23 protein-coding genes are annotated in these 20,279 nt (G+C 57.0%); 14 read left to right on the top strand and 9 right to left on the bottom strand.

Annotated elements, in window-relative coordinates:
- Window positions 1-18: 18 nt before the first annotated feature.
- The 9 genes from cyoE to RYZ18_RS04315 all read left to right on the top strand — a co-directional run bounded on the left by cyoE (window position 19) and on the right by RYZ18_RS04315 (window position 8,062).
- Window positions 19-987 carry a heme o synthase gene (cyoE, locus tag RYZ18_RS04355; RefSeq protein ID WP_317655155.1) on the top strand — a complete coding sequence of 323 codons (969 nt, stop codon included), beginning with the start codon at window positions 19-21 and terminating at the stop codon, window positions 985-987.
- Between the two features lie 3 nt (window positions 988-990).
- Window positions 991-1,200: a hypothetical protein gene (locus RYZ18_RS04350; protein WP_317655154.1), complete on the top strand. Its 210-nt coding sequence runs from the start codon at window positions 991-993 to the stop codon at window positions 1,198-1,200.
- Entirely contained in the window at window positions 1,197-1,754 is a 558-nt protein-coding gene (locus RYZ18_RS04345; RefSeq protein WP_317655153.1) for a cytochrome c oxidase assembly protein, read from the top strand. Before RYZ18_RS04350 ends, RYZ18_RS04345 begins: the two co-directional genes overlap by 4 nt.
- A gap of 23 nt (window positions 1,755-1,777) precedes the next feature.
- A complete protein-coding gene (locus RYZ18_RS04340) occupies window positions 1,778-2,587 on the top strand; it encodes a cytochrome c oxidase subunit 3 (protein ID WP_317655152.1) in 810 nt (269 codons plus the stop codon).
- A gap of 91 nt (window positions 2,588-2,678) precedes the next feature.
- Window positions 2,679-3,377: an SURF1 family protein gene (locus tag RYZ18_RS04335; protein WP_317655151.1), complete on the top strand. Its 699-nt coding sequence runs from the start codon at window positions 2,679-2,681 to the stop codon at window positions 3,375-3,377.
- A gap of 13 nt (window positions 3,378-3,390) precedes the next feature.
- Window positions 3,391-4,779 (top strand): threonine synthase, encoded by a 1,389-nt coding sequence (gene thrC, locus RYZ18_RS04330; RefSeq protein ID WP_317655150.1) that lies wholly within the window; start codon window positions 3,391-3,393, stop codon window positions 4,777-4,779.
- The gene (locus RYZ18_RS04325) at window positions 4,776-6,038 is read left to right on the top strand and encodes a M16 family metallopeptidase (RefSeq protein WP_317655149.1); all 1,263 of its coding nucleotides are present in this window, start codon (window positions 4,776-4,778) and stop codon (window positions 6,036-6,038) included. Before thrC ends, RYZ18_RS04325 begins: the two co-directional genes overlap by 4 nt.
- Window positions 6,038-6,622 (top strand): GNAT family N-acetyltransferase, encoded by a 585-nt coding sequence (locus tag RYZ18_RS04320; protein WP_317655148.1) that lies wholly within the window; start codon window positions 6,038-6,040, stop codon window positions 6,620-6,622. Before RYZ18_RS04325 ends, RYZ18_RS04320 begins: the two co-directional genes overlap by 1 nt.
- Before the next feature lie 27 nt (window positions 6,623-6,649).
- Window positions 6,650-8,062 (top strand): FAD-binding oxidoreductase, encoded by a 1,413-nt coding sequence (locus tag RYZ18_RS04315; protein WP_317655147.1) that lies wholly within the window; start codon window positions 6,650-6,652, stop codon window positions 8,060-8,062.
- A gap of 6 nt (window positions 8,063-8,068) precedes the next feature.
- Here RYZ18_RS04315 and RYZ18_RS04310 read toward each other — a convergent pair whose 3' ends face one another.
- Together RYZ18_RS04310 and purB are read right to left on the bottom strand one after the other, a co-directional pair.
- Window positions 8,069-9,217, bottom strand: coding sequence for a FliG C-terminal domain-containing protein (locus tag RYZ18_RS04310; RefSeq protein WP_317655146.1), 1,149 nt, complete (start codon window positions 9,215-9,217; stop codon window positions 8,069-8,071).
- A gap of 174 nt (window positions 9,218-9,391) precedes the next feature.
- Window positions 9,392-10,693, bottom strand: coding sequence for an adenylosuccinate lyase (purB, locus tag RYZ18_RS04305; RefSeq protein ID WP_317655145.1), 1,302 nt, complete (start codon window positions 10,691-10,693; stop codon window positions 9,392-9,394).
- A gap of 109 nt (window positions 10,694-10,802) precedes the next feature.
- Between purB and RYZ18_RS04300 the strand changes: the two genes are divergently transcribed.
- The gene (locus tag RYZ18_RS04300; protein WP_317655144.1) at window positions 10,803-11,234 is read left to right on the top strand and encodes a DUF6314 family protein; all 432 of its coding nucleotides are present in this window, start codon (window positions 10,803-10,805) and stop codon (window positions 11,232-11,234) included.
- Here RYZ18_RS04300 and RYZ18_RS04295 read toward each other — a convergent pair.
- Both RYZ18_RS04295 and RYZ18_RS04290 read right to left on the bottom strand, forming a co-directional pair.
- Window positions 11,222-11,629: a hypothetical protein gene (locus RYZ18_RS04295; RefSeq protein ID WP_317655143.1), complete on the bottom strand. Its 408-nt coding sequence runs from the start codon at window positions 11,627-11,629 to the stop codon at window positions 11,222-11,224. The two genes, RYZ18_RS04300 and RYZ18_RS04295, sit on opposite strands and share 13 nt — an antisense overlap.
- A gap of 174 nt (window positions 11,630-11,803) precedes the next feature.
- Entirely contained in the window at window positions 11,804-13,006 is a 1,203-nt protein-coding gene (locus RYZ18_RS04290; RefSeq protein ID WP_317655142.1) for a pyridoxal phosphate-dependent aminotransferase, read from the bottom strand.
- 236 nt (window positions 13,007-13,242) lie between these two features.
- On the opposite strand from RYZ18_RS04290, the gene RYZ18_RS04285 reads away from it, so the two are divergent.
- Genes RYZ18_RS04285 through RYZ18_RS04275 form a run of 3 tightly spaced genes read left to right on the top strand, consistent with a single transcriptional unit; the run spans window position 13,243 to window position 14,554 of the window.
- Window positions 13,243-13,671 carry a multiprotein-bridging factor 1 family protein gene (locus RYZ18_RS04285; RefSeq protein WP_317655141.1) on the top strand — a complete coding sequence of 143 codons (429 nt, stop codon included), beginning with the start codon at window positions 13,243-13,245 and terminating at the stop codon, window positions 13,669-13,671.
- A gap of 36 nt (window positions 13,672-13,707) precedes the next feature.
- Window positions 13,708-13,998 (top strand): succinate dehydrogenase assembly factor 2, encoded by a 291-nt coding sequence (locus RYZ18_RS04280; RefSeq protein WP_317655140.1) that lies wholly within the window; start codon window positions 13,708-13,710, stop codon window positions 13,996-13,998.
- A 58-nt stretch (window positions 13,999-14,056) separates the two neighbouring features.
- Window positions 14,057-14,554 (top strand): MarR family winged helix-turn-helix transcriptional regulator, encoded by a 498-nt coding sequence (locus tag RYZ18_RS04275; protein ID WP_317655139.1) that lies wholly within the window; start codon window positions 14,057-14,059, stop codon window positions 14,552-14,554.
- Here the strand turns inward: RYZ18_RS04275 and RYZ18_RS04270 are convergent, their stop codons facing one another.
- Genes RYZ18_RS04270 through ccmA form a run of 5 tightly spaced genes read right to left on the bottom strand, consistent with a single transcriptional unit; the run spans window position 14,555 to window position 17,401 of the window.
- Window positions 14,555-15,151, bottom strand: coding sequence for a DsbE family thiol:disulfide interchange protein (locus RYZ18_RS04270; RefSeq protein ID WP_317655138.1), 597 nt, complete (start codon window positions 15,149-15,151; stop codon window positions 14,555-14,557).
- Window positions 15,151-15,342 (bottom strand): heme exporter protein CcmD, encoded by a 192-nt coding sequence (gene ccmD, locus RYZ18_RS04265; protein WP_317655137.1) that lies wholly within the window; start codon window positions 15,340-15,342, stop codon window positions 15,151-15,153. The genes RYZ18_RS04270 and ccmD overlap by 1 nt, the downstream gene beginning before the upstream one ends.
- Window positions 15,339-16,067 carry a heme ABC transporter permease gene (locus RYZ18_RS04260; RefSeq protein ID WP_317655136.1) on the bottom strand — a complete coding sequence of 243 codons (729 nt, stop codon included), beginning with the start codon at window positions 16,065-16,067 and terminating at the stop codon, window positions 15,339-15,341. The genes ccmD and RYZ18_RS04260 overlap by 4 nt, the downstream gene beginning before the upstream one ends.
- Before the next feature lie 57 nt (window positions 16,068-16,124).
- The gene (ccmB, locus tag RYZ18_RS04255) at window positions 16,125-16,781 is read right to left on the bottom strand and encodes a heme exporter protein CcmB (RefSeq protein WP_317655135.1); all 657 of its coding nucleotides are present in this window, start codon (window positions 16,779-16,781) and stop codon (window positions 16,125-16,127) included.
- Complete coding sequence (gene ccmA, locus RYZ18_RS04250; RefSeq protein WP_317655134.1) at window positions 16,778-17,401, bottom strand: heme ABC exporter ATP-binding protein CcmA; 624 nt, start codon at window positions 17,399-17,401, stop codon at window positions 16,778-16,780. Before ccmA ends, ccmB begins: the two co-directional genes overlap by 4 nt.
- 179 nt (window positions 17,402-17,580) lie before the next feature.
- Between ccmA and acnA the strand changes: the two genes are divergently transcribed.
- Window positions 17,581-20,268 carry an aconitate hydratase AcnA gene (acnA, locus tag RYZ18_RS04245; RefSeq protein ID WP_317655133.1) on the top strand — a complete coding sequence of 896 codons (2,688 nt, stop codon included), beginning with the start codon at window positions 17,581-17,583 and terminating at the stop codon, window positions 20,266-20,268.
- Window positions 20,269-20,279: the final 11 nt, after the last annotated feature.

Below are 20,279 nucleotides of genomic sequence, written 5' to 3'. Positions count from 1 at the left end.
CAAAGGACGCGCCCGCAGATGAGCGATGCATCCATTGATATCACCACCAAACCGGCGAAACCCGCTGAACTGGAACCCAAAGAAGCAAGCTTTGGGGATTATGTGCTGCTGCTTAAGCCGCGTGTGATGTCTTTGGTGGTGTTCACCGCTTTTGTTGGCATTGTCGCGGCCCCCGAGGCGCAGTCTTTGTTCATCTCTTTCTGCGCCATTTTGTTCATCGCCATTGGTGCGGGGGCGTCTGGCGCGCTGAATATGTGGTATGATGCCGATATTGACCGCGTTATGAAGCGCACCGCCTCGCGCCCTGTGCCGTCTGGGCGTGTCACCGCGCAAGAGGCGTTTCAGATCGGTCTTGCGCTCTCGGTCATGTCGGTTGTGTTCCTTGGCCTTGCGACCAATTGGGTTGCAGCGGGGCTCTTGGCCTTTACCATCTTTTTCTACGTTGTGATTTACACGATGTGGCTGAAACGCGCGACCCCGCAGAATATTGTCATTGGTGGCGCGGCAGGGGCCTTTCCCCCAATGGTGGGCTGGGCCGCTGTTACGGGAGATGTTTCGCTGGCCTCTTTGCTGATGTTTGGCTTGATCTTCATGTGGACGCCGCCGCATTTCTGGGCCTTGGCCTTGTTTATGAAATCGGATTACCACAAGGCCGATGTGCCGATGCTGACGGTGACCCATGGGCGCGCGGCGACCCGCCGCCATATCTGGATTTACACTGTGCTCTTGGCGCCTGTGGCGCTTGGCATTGGTGTGACGCAAATCGGCGGCCCGCTCTACATGGCGGCAGCGGTGGTTCTGAACCTGATCTTCTTGAAGGGCGCATGGGATATCCGTGCCCGCAGCGAAGATGTGGCAGAGGCCGATGGCTATGCGACTGAAAAGAAATTCTTCCGCTTTTCCCTCTATTACCTTTTCCTGCATTTCTGCGCGATCTTGGGCGATATTGCCCTGCGCGCCGCAGGTCTGTCATTGGGGGGGTGGTAAGCCATGGCGATCCGTGAACAAAGCGATATGCACAAGCGCCGCCTGAGCCGCAATATCGGCGTGGGGCTGAGCCTTGTTGCCTTTTGCGTGATCGTCTTTGGGATGACGGTGGCAAAAATCCGTGAAGGCTCGAAGATGGAGGCCTTTGATCATCAACCGCGCGTGTCGATGACCCCTGCGCAAGAGGGGCAATCAGGAGGCACGCAGCAATGACACAAAACCGTAAAACTGTTTACAGCCTGCTGGGTGTCATCGTCTTTATGGGGGCGATGGCATGGGCGGCAGTGCCTCTTTACGATCTCTTCTGCCGTGTCACAGGCTATGGCGGCACCACGCAAGTTGCGGATACTGAAAGCGCGGTGGTGTCTGATCGCATCGTCACTGTGCGCTTTGATGCAAGCACCGCGCGCGACATGCCGTGGGAATTCCGCCCCATGCAGCGCGAAATTGATGTCCGCCTAGGCGAAACAGCCTTGGTGTTTTACGAGGCCTATAACCCGACCGATGAAGTGGTGGCAGGCACTGCGAGCTACAACGTGCTGCCCTACACGGCGGGCGCTTATTTTGCGAAAATCGCCTGTTTCTGTTTCACCGAGCAGGTGCTGCAACCAGGTGAGCGGGTCGAAATGCCTGTGACCTTTTTCGTAGACCCCGAAATCCTTGAGGATGACGAGGCCTATGACACACAAGAAATTACCCTGTCCTATACATTTCATGTTATGGATATAACCGAAGACCTTGCCGCGCTGAGCGGCACAACTGAATGACCGAAAGCGAAGGACCAAAACAGATGGCCCATGCAAAGAACCATGATTATCATATCATTTCGCCCTCGCTCTGGCCGCTGATTGCTGCCGTTGGGGCTTTTGTAATGCTTACGGGCAGCGTGCTGTGGATGCACGGCTCTGGCCCGTGGATGTTCCTGATGGGCCTTGTGGCCGTCCTTTACGTGATGTTCGGCTGGTGGTCGGATGTGGTCGCGGAAAGCAACCAAGGCGATCACACCCCCGTTGTGCGGATCGGCCTGCGCTATGGCTTTATCATGTTCATCATGTCCGAAGCCATGTTCTTTGTCGCATGGTTCTGGGCGTTCTTTAAGCACGCGATTTACCCGATGAATGAATATGTCGGGTCGCAATATGTGCAGCCAAGTTTCTATCAGATGGATGTCTGGCACTTGCCTTTGATCAACACGCTGGTGTTGCTTCTGTCGGGCGCGGCGGTGACTTGGGCGCACCACGCGTTGGTGCACAATGAAAGCCGCAAGGATGTCGAATGGGGCCTTTTGATCGGTGTTGTGCTGGGCCTGTTCTTCACGGCGCTTCAGGCCTATGAATACTGGGAATTGCTGGTTCACAAAGACTGGACATTCGGCGGGGATAAGTTCTTCTCGACCTTCTTCCTTGCAACGGGTTTCCACGGGATGCACGTGATTATCGGCACAATCTTCCTGTTCATCTGCTATCTGCGCGTGCGCAGCGGCCATTTCACCGCAGAGAAACATATCGGCTTTGAAGCGGCTGCATGGTACTGGCACTTTGTTGATGTGGTCTGGTTGTTCTTGTTTGCCGCAGTCTATATTTGGGGCATTGGCGGCTGAGCTGATCCCGCGTGATCACCTGATTTTGGAACGGCCCGCCACCACAAAGGCGGGCCGTTTCTCGTTCGATCTGCCATCTATGAGAGGTGCTATGACACATTCGCGCGTTGCGATTTTCTCGGTTCTGTCATTCGGGGTTGCGGGGGCCGCTATCCTGATTGCGCTTGGCGTGTGGCAGACCCAACGTTTGTCTTGGAAACAGGGCGTGTTGGCCGATATCGAGGCGCGGATTGTTGCCGAAGCAGTGACCTTGCCTGACGCGCCAGATGCGATCCGTGATCGGTATATGCCTGTGATGCTTGAGGGGCAGTTTATCCGCGGGGCAGAGGACACGCTGCGCGTCTTGGTCAGCCGCAAGGGCGTGGGGGCGGGTTATCGCCTGATCTCAGGGTTTGAGGATGATCTGACGGGGCGCCGTGTCCTGGTGGATCGTGGGTTTTTGCCCGTAGCCGCCGAGATGCGTTCTGCGCCAGAAGGCCGCTTTGCCCTTACGGGCAACCTGCATTGGCCAGATGACCGCAACAGCTCGACCCCCGATAATGACCGCGCCGCAAATATCTGGTTCGCGCGCGATTTGGCGGATATGGCCGCGGTGCTTGGCACAGACCCCTATCTTGTGGTGCTGCGTGACGGCACCCCGCCAGAGGCAGACCTGACACCGATGCCCGTGGACACATCCGCCATCCCCAATGACCATTTGCAATATGCGGTGACATGGTTTTCGCTTGCAGCGGTATGGTTGGGGATGACAGCCTATCTTCTGTGGCGTATCAGGCACAGAACGCTTTGAAGGGACAATAACCATGCGCTACATCTCGACACGCGGCACAGCGCCTGAACTGACATTTGAGGACGCCATGTTGACGGGGCTTGCCCGTGATGGGGGGCTGTATGTGCCTGCAAGCGTCCCACAGTTGAGCCATGCGGAGATCGCCGCAATGGCGGGTCTGCCTTATGAGGAGGTCGCCTTTCGCGTGATGCGCCCCTTTGTGGGCGATACATTCAGCGATAGTGAATTTGGCGATATCATCACCCGCGCCTATCAGGGCTTTCGCCACGCAAGCCGCGCCCCGCTCAAGGAATTGGCACCCAATCATTTCCTGATGGAATTGTTCCACGGCCCCACCTTGGCGTTCAAAGATTTTGCGATGCAGCTTATTGGGCAAATGTTTGAGCATAGCCTGACCAAACGCGGGCAGCATGTGACCATTGTGGGGGCAACGTCAGGCGATACAGGCTCTGCCGCGATGGAGGCATTTCGCGGGCTTGATGCGGTGTCGGTGTTCATCCTGTTCCCCCATGGCCGTGTGTCCGAGGTGCAGCGCCGCCAAATGACCACGGTCACCGAGGCCAATGCCCATGCTTTGGCTATTGACGGCACATTTGACGATGCGCAGGCGCGGCTCAAAGATATGTTCAATGATCTCACCTTTCGCGATGAGGTGCGCTTGGCAGGGGTGAACTCGATCAACTGGGCGCGTGTCATGGCGCAGGTTGTTTATTATTTCACCGCCGCAGTCAGCCTTGGCGCGCCACATCGTGCCGTCAGCTTTACCGTGCCGACTGGCAATTTCGGCGATATTTTCGCGGGCTATATCGCGCGCCAAATGGGTCTGCCGATTGATCGTCTTGTGGTGGCGACCAATAGCAATGACATTTTGGATCGCGCCTTGCGCACGGGCGGCTATCATATGGGCGGTGTGCAGGCCACAATCAGCCCTTCGATGGATATCGAAGTGTCGTCCAACTTTGAGCGGGCATTGTTTGATGCATATGGTCGTGACGCAGGCGCGGTTGTGCAATCCATGGCTGCGTTGAAATCCGAAGGCGGGTTTGACATCAGCCAAGGCGCGCTTGAGGCTTTGCGGGACATCTTTGCCTCGGGTCGTGCGAGCGAGGATGAGACATCCGCGATGATCACATCTTGCCTGTCAACATCGGGCGAGCTGCTTTGCCCCCATTCCGCAGTCGGGGTTCATGTGGCCCAAGATCACCTTGGGACGACCCCGATGGTTACATTGGCCACAGCGCATCCTGCGAAATTCCCCGATGCGGTCGAGGCGGCAACAGGCATCCGCCCCGCATTGCCGCCCCATATGGCAGATTTGTTCGAGCGTTCCGAACGGGTGCAGCGCGTGCCAAATGACCTTGCCGCCCTTGAGGCGCTGATCCGCGAAAAGGTGGCCGCATGAGTGTTGAGATGCACCAACTCTCCAACGGGTTGCGGGTGATCACCGAACGGATGGAGGGGCTGCAATCCGCAGCAATCGGGGTTTGGGTGTCCGCAGGCGGGCGCCATGAGCGGGTCGAGCAAAACGGCATCGCGCATTTCCTTGAACATATGGCGTTTAAGGGCACGAAACGGCGCAGCGCGCTGCAAATCGCCGAGGAGATCGAAGATGTAGGCGGCTATATCAACGCCTATACCTCGCGCGAAGTCACCGCCTATTACGCGCGCGTGTTGGAGCAAGATGTGCCCCTTGCCCTTGATATGATTGCCGATATCGTGCTGAACCCTGTGTTTGATCCCCGCGAGATCGAGGTTGAGCGGGGCGTCATCCTGCAAGAAATCGGTCAGGCGAATGACACGCCTGATGATGTAATTTTCGACTGGCTTCAGGAAACGGCCTATCCCAACCAACCGCTTGGGCGCACCATTCTTGGCCCCAGTGAGCGGGTACGCGGCTTTGGTCGCGAGGATTTCGGCCAATTCGTGACCGAACATTATGGCCCCGATCAGATGATCCTATCGGCCGCAGGGGCGGTGGATCATGCGCAGATCGTGCGACTGGCCGAAGAGAATTTTGGCCATTTACCCTCACGCCGCGCGGCCCCAGCACCTTTGGCGCAATTTGCAGGCGGAGAATTCCGCAAGGTCAAGAAACTGGAACAGGCCCATATTGCGATGGCCTTTGAAACACCTGGATATCGGTCTGACGACATCTATACCGCGCAGATTTACGCAAGCGCGCTTGGCGGGGGCATGTCCTCGCGCCTTTTCCAAGAACTGCGCGAAAAGCGTGGCCTGTGCTATTCGATTTTTGCCCAAGTGGGGGCCTTTGATGAAACGGGCCTTCTTACCATTTACGCAGGCACGGGCGGTAAGGATGTGGGGGATTTGGCGCTTTTGAGCATGGATGAGATCAAGCGCGCCGCGAGTGATTTGAACCAAGCCGAGCTTGATCGTGCGCGCGCGCAGATGAAAGCGGGGCTTTTGATGGGGCTTGAAAGCCCATCTTCCCGCGCTGAACGTCTGGCACGGGTTTTGGCCATCTGGGATCGTGTGCCGCCCCTAGAGGAAACTGTGGCGCGGATTGATGCGGTCAGCCTTGCGCATATTTGTGACTTTGGCGCAGGGATTGCCGAAAGCGGCGCGCTTGCCTTGGCGCTTTATGGGCCCGTCAGCAAAGCGCCTGATTACGCGCAATTGACGCAGCGTTTGGCGGCTTGATGCTGAGGCGGCGGCCGAAACTTGCCATTGAAACCGAGCGCATGACCCTGCGCCTGCCTCTGCATGAGGATTATCGCCATTGGGCGGGATTGCGTGAAGCGTCAGCCGCCTTTCTGCAGCCATGGGAGCCTGCTTGGTCATCGGATCATCTGACCCGAAAAAGCTTTTCTGCGCGGGTCTATTGGGCACAGCGTGCCTCATCGGAAGAAAGCGCGCTGCCGCTGTTTTTGATCCGCCGCGAAGACCAACGCCTGCTTGGCGCGGTCACATTGGACAATATTCGCCGTGGCCCCGCGCAGGCGGGAACGATTGGCTATTGGATTGGGCAGCCATATGCGCGCAACGGATATATGCGCGAGGCGGTGGTGGCCTTGATCCACTATGCTTTTACCCGTCTTGATCTGTCCCGTATCGAAAGCGCCTGTTTGCCTGAAAACACCCCTTCCCGTGGTCTTTTGGAGAAATGCGGCTATAAATATGAGGGGGTCGCGCAAAGCTATTTGCAGATCAATGGGCGCTGGCGCAATCATGTGCTTTACGCCAATTTGCGCAGTGACCGCCGTGGCCGCACCGAAGTGGGCTAAGGCTTTGTGGGTGTAAGGGGGACAGGCGTGACAGCTTCATCAAAACTTGACGCGGTGAAGGGCGATTTGCCCGCAGATATCTGGCGCGAGGCGACCCCGAACTATCTCGAAGAACCGCGAGGGCGGTGGCAGGGCAAAGCTGCGGCTGTTTTGGCACCGCGCTCTACCGAGGAGGTTGCTTTGGCCCTGCGCGCCTGTGCGGCGCATCGGGTGGCGGTGATCCCCTATGGCGGCGGCACGGGCTTGGTCGGTGGGCAGCTGTCTGAAAATTTTGATCATGGCGTGATTTTATCACTCGAGCGGATGCGCGCGATCCGCGCGATGGACGAAGATGGGCGCAGCCTAACCGTTGAGGCGGGTGTTATCTTGGCTGATATTCACGCGACCGCGCAAAAGGCGGGGCTGCTTTTCCCCTTAAGCCTTGCAAGCCAAGGATCGGCGCGCATAGGCGGCCTTTTGGCGACCAATGCGGGCGGGGTGAATGTTCTGCGTTATGGCAATGCACGGGATTTGGTTTTGGGCATTGAGGCGGTGATGCCCGATGGCAGCATTTTTCACGGGCTGTCGCCTCTGCGTAAAGATAACACGGGCTATGATCTGCGCCATTTGTTGATTGGCTCTGAGGGCACATTGGGCATCATTACAGCGGCCAGTTTGCGGCTTTTCCCTGAGCCTGCGGCACAAGGCGCGGCCCTGATGGCGGTGCCCGATCCACGCGCGGCCCTGTCTTTGTTGCGAATGACGCAGGATATGGTGGGCGAGGGGCTTTCGGCCTTTGAATTGATGCACCGCCAAGGGTTTGATTTCTTGGCCGAGGTCGGGCCAGATTTGCGTCAACCTTTTGATGACATCCCCGAATGGTGCGTCTTGATCGATTTGGGCCTTGGCGCGGGGCAAGATCCCGCCGCGCTTTTGGAGGGGCTATTTGCCCGTGCTTTTGAGGCGGATTTGGTCAGTGATGGGGTGATTGCCCAATCCATGGCGCAGCGGGATGATTTCTGGGCCTTGCGCGAAAACATACCCGAGGCCAATCGGCGCATCGGCGCGGTCAGTTCCCATGACATCTCTTTGCCCGTGGGGCTGGTGCCGCAATTCATTGCTGACATTCCTGCGCGCATCGCCGAGATCGGGGATTTCCGCCATAATTGCTTTGGCCATATGGGGGATGGGAATTTGCATTACAACATCTTCCCCATGCCAGGCAAAACGCGTGCGGATCATCTGGCCGAGCGCGATGTGATCAAGCGCGCCATGCATGATCTGGTGCATGAGATGGGCGGATCCGTATCTGCCGAACATGGGATCGGGCGGCTTAAGGTCGATGACCTTGAACGCTATGGCGACCCTGCCAAATTGGCCGCCATGCGCGCGATCAAGGCCGCGCTTGACCCGCAAGGCATCATGAACCCTGGTGCCGTGCTGCGCAGCAACGCAGGCTAAGGGCGTTTATTCCTCGGGCGGGATTAGGCGCAATTCGCCTGCCTCCTCCAAGTCACGGATCGCGGCAATGACGCTGTTCATTGCGGCCTCCCCTTCCTCAAGGCGCGGGGTCTCGCGGGCATTGGCATCTTCGCGGATTTGTTCGGCCAAGCGCTTGGACATATTGCCAAGCAAGAACTCCACCACTGCAGGGCAGGATTTCAAACCAGCGGCCAAGGCGGTCAGCATGGTTTCACCATCCACTCTACGCATAACCTTGGCCACATCTTTGGCATCCAAACGGCGTGGAATATGCTCGAAGGTAAAGATGGCGCGCTTCACATCCTCGCCGAAGGCGGCGTCGCGTTCCATCAACCCTTTGAGGATCGCCTCGCGCGCTGTGCCGCGCGCAGCGTTGAGCATGGCCCCAACACGTTCGACTGCGGATGCCTTGAACACTGAACGTGGCTGAGATTGCATTTGTTTTAATAGGGCCTTGCCAATTTTCTCAACCATCGTTGGGGTCACAGTCGAGGTGAGGGAGATTGCATGGGCCACTTGTGGCGCGCGATCCTCGGGCAGGCCTGCCAGAATTTCGGCGGCCTTAGCCACGCCAATTTTTGAAAGCAAAATGGCGCAAACCTCGGCGCTTTCATGCACCAAAAGCGGGGCAAGCCGTTCGGCGGGCATGGCGGCCAAAATGGGCCACGGGTCTGACCCATCCCCTGCGGCAGCTTTGGATTTCAGATTCTCTGCGGCATTGGGGGAGAGGTGCTGTTCCAACAGTTGCACGGCATCGGGCAGGGCACTGGGAAAGGTCAGCGCCAGATCATCCAAGGCTTCGGCAAATTCGCGGATCACGGCATAAAGCGTGTCGCGGTTGATCGGCCCCAAACGCGACATGGTCAATGCAAGGGTTTCTTGGTGTTCTGGGGGCAGGCGGTCAATCGAGGGGGTTAGTCCCTGCGACAGAAGCAGACGCACAATCACCGCCGCCTTTTGCGAGGGTTTCAGCGGCCGCACCCGCGCGGCGCGCGAAGGCAGGCCTTGGATAGCCATCGCGGCAGGCCCAAGGATTTCTTCCTCCTGCGTTTCTGAAAAACTTGCACCGCTCAAGGGGTCTTTGACCCGCCCGGCAACGGCCATATTCTCTGTATCATCCGACAGCATATCCATGCGCATCACCCAGATCTCGCTTCACCCATGGGCGAATGTGGCGGCAAATCCTTAATCATTGCCTAGCATGCGGAGGTCAAAACGTGATGTTATGTGCAAGATTTTACACGATTTAAAAGGAAAACCCCGCCTTTGAGGGGCGGGGTTTGTTGCGGGTGCTGCCGTCTTTGGCCCTTAGCCAAAAACGCGCTTGAAAATCGTGTCTACGTGTTTGGTGTGATAGCCGAGGTCGAATTTCTCTTCGATTTCTGCGGCGCTCAGTGCGGCGGTCACTTCGGCATCTGCGAGAAGTTCGGTTTTGAAATCAGCCCCTTGCTCCCAAACTTTCATCGCGTTGCGTTGGACAAGGCGATAGGCGTCCTCGCGGCTGACGCCCGCTTGGGTCAACGCCAAAAGCACGCGCTGCGACATCACCAAACCCTTAAACTTGTTCATATTGGCAAGCATGGTTTCGGGATAGATCACCAGTTTTTCGACAACGCCCGCCAAGCGGTTTAATGCGAAGTCCAAGGTGATGGTGGCATCAGGGGCAATCCCGCGCTCTACTGAACTGTGCGAGATATCCCGCTCGTGCCAAAGCGCGACATTTTCCATTGCGGGGATCACCGCCATTCGCACAAGCCGCGCAAGCCCTGTCAGGTTTTCGGTCAAGACAGGGTTGCGCTTATGCGGCATTGCCGAGGAGCCCTTTTGCCCCGCAGAGAAGAATTCTTCTGCTTCAAGCACTTCAGTGCGTTGCATATGACGGATTTCGATTGCGATATTTTCAATGCTGCTTGCAATGACGCCAAGCGTGGCAAAGAACATCGCGTGACGATCGCGAGGGATCACTTGGGTTGAAATCGGCTCAGGCGAAAGGCCCATCATTTTGCAGACATGTTCCTCAACGGCGGGGTCGATATTGGCGAATGTGCCAACCGCGCCTGAAATCGCACCCGTGGCGATCTCGGCACGCGCGGCTTGCAGGCGGGCCTTGTTGCGATCCATTTCCGCATAGAAGCGGGCAAAGGTCAGGCCCATTGTGGTGGGTTCTGCGTGAATGCCGTGGCTGCGGCCAATCCGAACGGTGTCTTTATGCTCTATCGCGCGGGTTTTGAGCGCGGCTAAGACCTTCTCCAGATCCGCCAGCAAAATATCCGCCGCGCGCACAAGCTGCACGTTCAGGGTGGTGTCCAGAACGTCTGATGAGGTCATGCCCTGATGCACGAACCGCGCATCCTCAGACCCGATATGCTCGGCCAAATGGGTAAGAAAGGCGATCACATCATGCTTGGTGACAGCTTCAATCTCGTCAATGCGGGCCACATCGAATTCTACATCCTTGGCCTTCCAAACGGCGGCGGCGTTTTCGCGGGGGATCACGCCAAGCTCGGCCTGCGCATCGCAGGCATGGGCTTCGATCTCATACCAGATGCGGAATTTGGTTTCGGGCGACCAAATGGCAACCATTTCAGGGCGGGCATAGCGGGGGATCATGGGCGAACCTTCTGTAATGCAGTTTCAAAGGGGTTGCGCGCCTTCTAATCTAAATGTCACAGAAGGGGAAACCGCTTTTCGACCGCCTGCGACCATGAGGGAGGCCAAATTGGATCATTGCGCCCTAATACCAGAAAGTGACGCGCTGGCAGGCGCGTGGCGGGTCGCGCGCGAGATCCACGATCACCGCGCAGAAATGCACGGTCATTTCGAAGGGCATGCGCGGTTCACCCCCGCTGAGGATGGTGTCCTGCGCTATCACGAGGCAGGGCGTTTGAACTATGGCGCGGGTCAAATCTTTGAGGCGGAGCGGCGCTATATTTGGCGGCGCGTCCCAGAGGGTTGGCAAGTGGATTTTGACGATACCCGCCCCTTTCACCTCATTCGCGCCGCGGATCACCCTGCGCGCCATGACTGTGCCCCTGATCTCTACATCTTGCGCTATCAGTTTGAGGCACTTCCGCGGCAGTGGCAGTGCCAATGTCGTATTACGGGGCCGCGCAAAGATTTGGATTTGGTGACGAATTATTATCGCGACTGATCGCGATTGACCCGTTCGGCCTTCTTGCGCACCAAAACGCTGCGCAGATCATGCATCGCCAAAAGCAAGCGATCAGTGAAATCCTCGAGATCCTCATCATCGGCGCGGGATTGCGCCCAATGTGCCGTTTCGTTGAGATGGTCGATGGTGCGGTGAATGTCATCGAGGTCACGGCGCTTGAGCAGGGCGCGGCGCGCCTCCATCCATTGGGTTATTGCGGTGGTCTCGTCTGCGGTTAACTCATGCGCGCCATGCGCTTTGATATTGCCATTGCGGATATTCACCATGGCAATCTCGTGCATTTCAATACGGCGGTGGCGGTTTTCGGTATCAACCCGAAACACCGATGCCCCGTTTTCACGCACGCGGAAATAAAATTCAGGCAGCTCGGCCATGGCCCCCCAACGACACAGATACCCCAGTTATACAGCCGTATGACCCTGCGCGGCTTTGGTCAAAAGGTCAAGTGACCTTGCGCTGTGGCGTTGATTTATGGGGGATTTGTGTGCCACCCGCAGCAGGCGCTTGCGGCGCTGCTGCGGGTGGGGGAGTTGTTCACAGAACAAAGATTATTTCAGGCTTGCGCAGAAGCGTTGGATGCGGCTGCACGCCTCGCGTAGATTGTCATCCGATGTCGCATAGGACACGCGGAAATTGGGCGATAGGCCAAAGGCCCCCCCAAAGACCACAGCCACGCCCTCTTCCTCGAGAAGGGCTGTTGCGAAATCCTCATCCGTTTCGATCTTTTTGCCAGCGGGGCTGGTCTTGCTGATGCAGCCTGCAATGGACGGATAGACATAAAATGCCCCGTCTGGTGTTGGGCAGGTGATGCCCTCTGCCGCGTTCAGCATCTCAACCACCAGATTGCGGCGGCGCAAGAACAGCGCCACGTTATCCGCCAAGAAATCCTGCGGGCCATTGAGCGCCTCAACAGCGGCCCATTGGCTGACCGATGAGGGGTTCGAGGTGGACTGACTTTGAATTTTGCGCATCGCGCCAATCAGGTTCTCGGGGCCTGCCGCATAGCCGATCCGCCACCCTGTCATCGCATAGGCCTTGGAGACGCCGTTACAGGTCAAGGTGCGCTCATAAAGGGCGGGCTCCACTTCGGCCGGGGTGCAGAATTCAAAGCCGTCAAAGACCAGATGCTCATACATATCATCCGACATGATCCAGACATGAGGATGGCGCAGCAACACATCGGTCAGCGCCTTCAACTCGGCGCGGGTATATCCCGCACCTGTGGGGTTCGAGGGGCTGTTGAAAATGAACCATTTGGTCTTGGGGGTAATGGCCGCCTCAAGCGCCTCGGGTGTCAGTTTGAAATTCGTTTCAATCGTGGCCGTTGCGATGACAGGGGTGCCGCCTGCAAGCAGAACCATATCGGGGTAGCTCACCCAATAGGGGGCAGGGATGATCACCTCATCGCCGGGGTTTAAAGTGGCCATCAGCGCATTATACAAAATTTGCTTGCCGCCCGTGCCCACCGACACTTGCGAGGGTTTATAGCTTAGGCCATTTTCCCGCTCGAATTTCTTGCAGATCGCCTGCTTGAGTTCGGCAATACCATCCACCGCAGTATATTTGGTCCGACCCGCATCAATCGCGGCTTTGGCCGCGTCTTTGATGTTTTGGGGGGTGTCAAAATCAGGCTCACCTGCGCCAAGCCCAATCACATCTTTGCCTTGCGCCTTCAACTCTGCGGCGAGGTTGGAGACGGCGATTGTGGGGGAGGGTTTGACCCGCGAAAGCGTGTCGGACAAAAAGGCCATTGGATTTCTCCAGTTCTGCGGCGCACGCATCAAAGGCGGGGGCCTGCGGTTTACTTCACTGCGGCACAGCTTTAGGGTTTGGCGCAAGGCTGTTCAAGCGCGGAATTGTTGGGCGAAGTGCCGCATATATGCATTTCCTGCGCCTTTATCCCTTTTAGGTTGAACAGTGAGAGCTGCGCGCGCCCGCGCTGTGCAGCGTGAAAATAAGTTGGCCGATTTGAAAAGGAGCCTCCGCAATGAGCGATGATGTGATCACCCATGAGCCCCAGACAGATGCAAGCTGGTATGACGAAGATACAGCCACATTTGGGGATCGTATGGCAGGGGCGCGCGAAGCGGCAAATATGGGTCAAGCAGAACTGGCGCGGCGCATGGGGGTCAAAGCCAAGACGATCCGTGCATGGGAAAATGACCAAGCCGAACCGCGCGCCAATAAGTTGCAGATGTTGGCAGGGGTTTTGGGCGTGTCGATTATGTGGCTGTTGACAGGGCGCGGCGATGGGATTGATGGCCCGTTTGAGGCATCTGCCCTGAGCGAAGACACCAGTGCGATCCTAAAAGACCTGCGCCGCATTCGTGCCGAGCAAGCCCAACTCTCCGAAGCCTTGGGTCGGTTGGAAAAAAGATTGCGTCAAACTCTGGTGCAAGAGGCAGGTGGGCAGTAGAGAGGGGTAAATTTGCCCCCAGCGAAGAGGCCGCCTATGTCCCAATCAGCCCCCCAAGAGACCCGCGAAATCCGTCTCAAGCGTCTTCGGATGCGGGCATGGCATCGGGGTATCAAAGAGATGGATTTGATCTTGGGGGGATGGGCAGATGCGCATTTGCCCTCTGCTGATGATGCCACGCTCGATCTGTTCGAGGCGGTGCTCGAGGAGGCGGATCAAGACCTGTATCAATGGGTTTCTGGGCAAAGACCCGCGCCTGATCATATCGCAGAATTCCTCGAACAAATCAGCCGTGAGTTTCGCGCCACATTAAACCGCAGCACTTAACGGTTTTTTTGTTTTTTGCCGTCATCTGTTGGGTCGTGACTGAATCACGGAGTAGCAGATGAGTATTGAGACCCCCATTGTTCCCGCAGGATCGCGTGCTTTGGCCGCGGGCTATCTTGAATCCCTCGCCTTGGTGGAGCGGCTTCATCGTCTGCTTCTCGATGTGATCAAAGACGAATTTGAGCGTCTGGGGATGTTGGAGGTCAATTCCGTTCAAGCCCTGCTTTTGTTCAATATCGGCGAGCATGAGGTGACAGCGGGCGAGTTGAAAAGCCGTGGCTATTATCAAGGCTCGAACGTGTCGTATAACCTCAAGAAACTGGTTGATATGGGGTTCATGCACCACCAGCGCTGCGATATTGACCGCCGTTCCGTGCGGGTGCGCCTGACGCCAAAAGGGCGCGAAGTGCGCAATGCCGTGGCCGAACTTTTTGAGCGGCATGCAGGGCAATTAGAGGCGCAAGGCTTTCTCATGGCGGATGGTGTTGGGCAAATCAACCATTCGCTAAAACGATTGGAGCGGTTCTGGACGGATCAAATCCGCTATATCTATTGATTAGCCCTCAGTGGCCTCGAACCCTTCGGGTATGACCAGATCATAACCTTTGTCCTGCAAAGAGGGCAGCACTTGATTGGCCAAGACCCGTTGCGTGATCGGGCCTCGGAAATGTAGCACCACTACACCTTCGGAATTGATAAAGAAGGTTTCAGGCATCGCAACCACGCCCCAATCGCGCCCATTTCGCGCTTCTTCATCGCGACCGATGCGGTCATAGGGATTGCCCAATTCAGATAAAAAAGCACGCGCTTGGCCCAATTGATCGCGATAATTTACGCCAAATAGCGGGTTTCCTGCTTCGGCCAATGCGGTAAGGGTCGGATGCTCGGCGCGGCAGGGTGGGCACCAACTGGCAAAGAAATTCAGAATGATAAGCCCGTTGCCCTCAAGATCGGCACGGGTCAGAAGCGGCGTGTCGTCAAGCGCCGTCAGATCAAGATGCGGGGCCACGCGGCCTTCACGCGTGGAGGGGAGGGCGGCCGTGTCAACGCCGATGCTGCGCGCGTCCTCCGTGCGGCTTAGCTGCACCGCCGCAAGCCCGAAAAACCCAAGCGTTACGGCCAAAGGCACAATCATCATCGGACGAAATTTCATCACAGGTTTTCCGTAGATTTTGGACGCTTGGCCGTGCGGCGCGCTTCGAATTCCTCAAGCCTGATCCGCGTTTTGCGCCCCTGCCAAACAGAGCCTGCCACCAAGATCAACAAAAGCGCCAATGTCCCTGCATAGGCAGATAAGACCTCGACCGCATATGGCCCCAGATCGGGAAAGATGAAAGCTGTCATGCCATCCGCTCCTGCGCGATCAGGGCGCTGAGGCGGCGGGCGCGAATTTCAGTGCGCGTGCGCAACAGCACAAGGCAGATAAACAAAAGGCCAAAGCCGATAATGCAAATCCAAAGCGGATAGGCAAAGACATCGGCGACATTTTCCTCGGCATCCATAGACAGCGAGGCGCCTTGATGCAGGCCTTGGTTCCAGAACAAAATCGCATAGCGCGAAATCACCGCAAAGACCGTGCCAACAAGGCAAAGAACGGCGGTCAGGTCTGCGGCCGTATCGGGGTTTTCGACCGCCGCCCACAGCGCCATATAGCCCAGATAGAACAGGAAAAGGATCAAAAATGCGGTCAATCTTGGGTCCCATTCCCACCATGTGCCCCACATGGGTTGCCCCCAGACCGCGCCTGTGAACAGGCCGATCAGCGTAAACACCATCCCAACGGGGGCCGCGGCCTTGGCCGCGAGGGCGCTGACATGGTGGCGGCGAATGACCCAAACCAACGAGGCGGCCAACATCATAAACCATGTGCCCGAACCCATAATCGCGGCAGGCACATGGATATAGATGATTTTGACAGTCGCGCCTTGGCGAAAATCATTCGGGGTGAAGAAAAACCCCCAGATCAGCCCACCCACCACCATGGCAACGGCAAGGGCCGTCACCCATGGCAGAACCGCGCCCGACAGCGACATAAATTTTCGCGGATTTGCGTATTCCCATATGCTCATGAGCGCAGAGATTAGTCGCAGCGCCGCAAGGCCACAAGGGGCTGAAAGAGCGGCAGCCTAGCGCAGATTGACGCGGAGGACAGAGGCCGAAGCAAAGGGCAAAATCGCCAAACTGCCCAGACTGATGGCCGCCAATAGGGCCAAAGGGGTGCCAACCGCCTCGCCAGAGGCCCCGTATGAGACGACCATCGACCCAAAAAGTAAACTGGGCACATAGAGCGGCAGCACCAATAGCGACAGCAACAACCCGCCCCGCCGCATCCCCACCGTCAAAGCCGCGCCAAATGTGCCAATGGCCGAAAGGGCGGGCGTTCCTACCAAAAGCGAGATGACAAGCCACAGAAACCCGTCTTCGGGCAAATTCAACAACAGCCCCAAAAGCGGCGCCACCAAGGCCAAGGGCAGCCCCGTGGTGATCCAATGCGCCGCAGATTTGGTGATTGCGACCATCTCAAGGGGCAGGGGGGAGGTTGCCAGAAGTTCAAGACTGCCATCTTCCCAATCAAGGGCAAAGATCCGATCCAGTGATAAAAGGCAGGCCAAAAGTGCGCCAAGCCACAAAACGCCCCCCGACACCTCGCGCAGCAAACCCGTTTCTGGCCCGATCCCGAACGGCACCAGAACCGAAACGATCAAGAAAAAAGCAAGCGCAAGGCCAAAGCCGCCCCCCGCTTTTACGGCCAACCGCAAGTCGCGTATCAAAAGACCGATCATGCCGCCCCCCAATCCGAAAACGGGTCAGTCTCGGCTAACTTTTTGCACATGAAAGGTTTGATGTCGAAAATTCGCGCCTCGGCCAGCCCGAGATCAATATGGGTGGCAATCAATGCGGCCCCGCCACGGGCCAAATGCGCCTGCACGGCGGCAGCAAAGCGCGCGACATTTTCTTGGTCAAGCGACACTGTCGGCTCATCAAGGCACCAAATGGGGCGCCCCGTCACTAAGAGCCGCGCAAGGCTGAGGCGGCGTTTTTGACCTGCACTCATTTCGCCTGCAGGGCGGTCACGCAGATCATGCAGATCAAACGCATCAAGCGCAGGCGTGATGTCACGTTGTCCAAAAACACCTGCCCAAAAATTCAGGTTTTGCGCCACGGTTAGACTGGTTTTGATCCCGTCTGCGTGACCGCTATAGGCGATGCTATCGCTGGCGCAACTGATCTGTCCCGACAGGGCGGGGGCTAGCCCCGCGATGATCCGCAACAGCGTGGTTTTACCTGCCCCATTCGGCCCGCGCAGCACCACGGCCTCGCCCGCAGAGAGGGTGAGGTCGACATTTTGCAACACTTGCACAGCGCCACGCGCGCAGGCCAGAGAGGTGATTTCCAACATCATAGCTTCACAGCTAAACGGAATTTAAGAATTTGGAAAGCGCGCAAACAGGAATGCTTGCGCCTGCCTGTGAAAAAATGTATGCAACGGCATACAAACGCGACCAACCCCCATTGCCACATCCAAAAGCAAGGGCTAAGGCCGTGACCGTTCAACCCGTTTTTTCGATGAGGGAGGCAAATATGCCCATCACCGTAGGCCACGATAGCGCCGCGACCCGCAAGACCCTGACGGCAGGGGGAAAAACCTATGCCTATTATTCCATCGCCGCCGCTGAGGCCGCGGGGCTTGGCGATTTCTCGAAATTGCCTGCCGCGTTGAAAGTGGTGCTGGAGAATATGCTACGATTCGAAGATGGTAAGACGGTCAGTGTCGATGACATCAAGGCCTTTGCTGAATGGGCCAAGTTGGGTGGTCAAAACCCGCGCGAGATCGCCTATCGCCCCGCCCGCGTTTTGATGCAGGATTTCACAGGCGTGCCTGCGGTGGTGGATCTGGCCGCGATGCGGGACGGGATCAAGGCGCTTGGCGGCAACCCTGACAAGATTAACCCGCTGAACCCCGTGGATTTGGTCATTGACCACTCCGTGATGATTGACGAGTTTGGCAATCCGCGCGCCTTCCAGATGAATGTGGATCGCGAATATGAGCGCAACATGGAGCGTTACACCTTCCTCAAATGGGGCCAGAACGCATTCAACAATTTCCGCGTTGTGCCTCCTGGAACGGGGATTTGTCACCAAGTGAACCTTGAATATCTGGCCAAAACGGTTTGGTCGGATGTGGATCAGAACGGCGATTTGGTCGCCTATCCTGATACGCTTGTTGGCACAGACAGCCACACCACCATGGTCAATGGCGCGGCTGTTTTGGGATGGGGCGTTGGCGGTATCGAGGCAGAGGCCGCAATGCTTGGTCAACCGATCTCGATGCTGATCCCCGAAGTGATTGGCTTTAAATTGACGGGCGCAATGGTGGAAGGCACGACAGGCACTGACCTTGTGCTGAAAGTTGTGGAAATGCTGCGCAAGAAAGGCGTGGTTGGCAAATTCGTTGAATTCTACGGCGAAGGTTTGGATCGCCTGCCTTTGGCGGATCGCGCGACCATCGCCAACATGGCGCCGGAATATGGCGCGACATGTGGCTTCTTCCCAATTGATGATGAAACCCTGCGTTACCTGCGCAACACGGGCCGCGAGGAAGAGGTTATCGCCTTGGTCGAAACCTATGCCAAGGAAAACGGGTTCTGGCGCGATGCGAATTACGCGCCCGTTTATACCGACACGTTGGAATTGGACATGGGCACGATCGTGCCTGCCATTTCTGGCCCAAAACGCCCACAAGATTATGTGGCGCTGTCGAGCGCAAAATCCGCCTTCCGCAAGGAAATGGAAGAAACGTTCAAGCGTCCTTTGGGCAAGCAGGTCGCCGTCAAAGGCGAAGATTACAGCATGGAATCAGGCAAGGTTGTAATTGCTTCGATCACCTCCTGCACCAACACATCGAACCCTTATGTGATGATTGGCGCAGGTCTTGTGGCGCGCAAAGCCGCTGAATTGGGCCTGACCCGTAAACCATGGGTCAAGACATCGCTTGCGCCAGGCAGCCAGGTTGTATCTGCCTATCTAGAGGCCGCAGGCCTGCAAGAAGATCTTGATAAGGTCGGCTTTAACCTTGTGGGCTATGGCTGCACCACCTGTATCGGTAACTCTGGCCCGCTGCAGAAAGAGATTTCCGAGGCGATTGCCGAGGGTGATTTGGTCGCCACCGCGGTGCTGTCAGGGAACCGTAATTTCGAGGGCCGTATCAGCCCTGATGTGCGCGCAAACTATCTCGCCTCGCCGCCGCTGGTCGTGGCTTATGCGATTGCGGGCACGATGGATATTGATCTGGTCAATGACCCGATTGCCCAGACCCCAGATGGCCGTGATGTTTATCTCAAGGATATTTGGCCAACCACGCAAGAAGTGGCAGAAACAGTTGAGCGCACTGTGACGCGCGAAGCGTTCCAAGCCAAATACGCCGATGTGTTCAAAGGCGATGAGAAATGGCAGGGGGTCAAAACCACCGATCAGCAGACCTATGATTGGCCTGCGACCTCGACCTATGTTCAGAACCCGCCTTATTTCCAAGGCATCACGATGGACACCAAAAAGATCGAGAATATCGAAGGGGCCAAGGTTCTGGCGCTTTTGGGCGATATGATCACCACAGACCACATCAGCCCTGCAGGATCGTTCAAGGACACCACCCCTGCGGGTCAATATCTGATCGAGCGTCAGGTGCCTGTACGCGAGTTCAACTCTTACGGCGCGCGCCGTGGCAATCACGAGATCATGATGCGCGGCACATTCGCCAATATCCGCATCAAGAATGAGATGTTGGATGGCGTTGAAGGCGGCTATACCAAAGGCCCAGATGGCGCGCAGACCTCGATCTTTGACGCGGCAATGGCCTATCAAGAGCAAGGCACGCCCTTGGTGATCTTTGGGGGCGAGCAATATGGCGCGGGCTCAAGCCGTGACTGGGCTGCAAAAGGCACCGCCCTTTTGGGTGTCAAAGCCGTGATCGCAGAAAGCTTTGAGCGCATCCACCGCTCCAACCTCGTTGGTATGGGGGTAATCCCGTTCGAATTCACAGGCGGCGACACCCGCAAGACCTTGGGTCTGACGGGCGATGAAACCGTGGCAATCAAGGGCTTGGATACAATCACACCCTTGGCCGAAGTGCCCTGTGATATCACCTATGCCGATGGCAGCGTGAAAACGATCACGCTGAAATGTCGGATCGATACGGCGGTTGAGATCGAATATATCGAGAATGGCGGCGTCTTGCATTACGTTCTACGCAACCTCGCCCGCGCTGCGTAAGCCTCGCCACA

It is taken from the genome of Roseovarius sp. 10, assembly GCF_033100315.1.
Lineage (GTDB): Bacteria > Pseudomonadota > Alphaproteobacteria > Rhodobacterales > Rhodobacteraceae > M30B80.
Note: the sequence above shows the minus strand (reverse complement) of the source record. Positions and strands in the feature narration are given on the sequence as shown.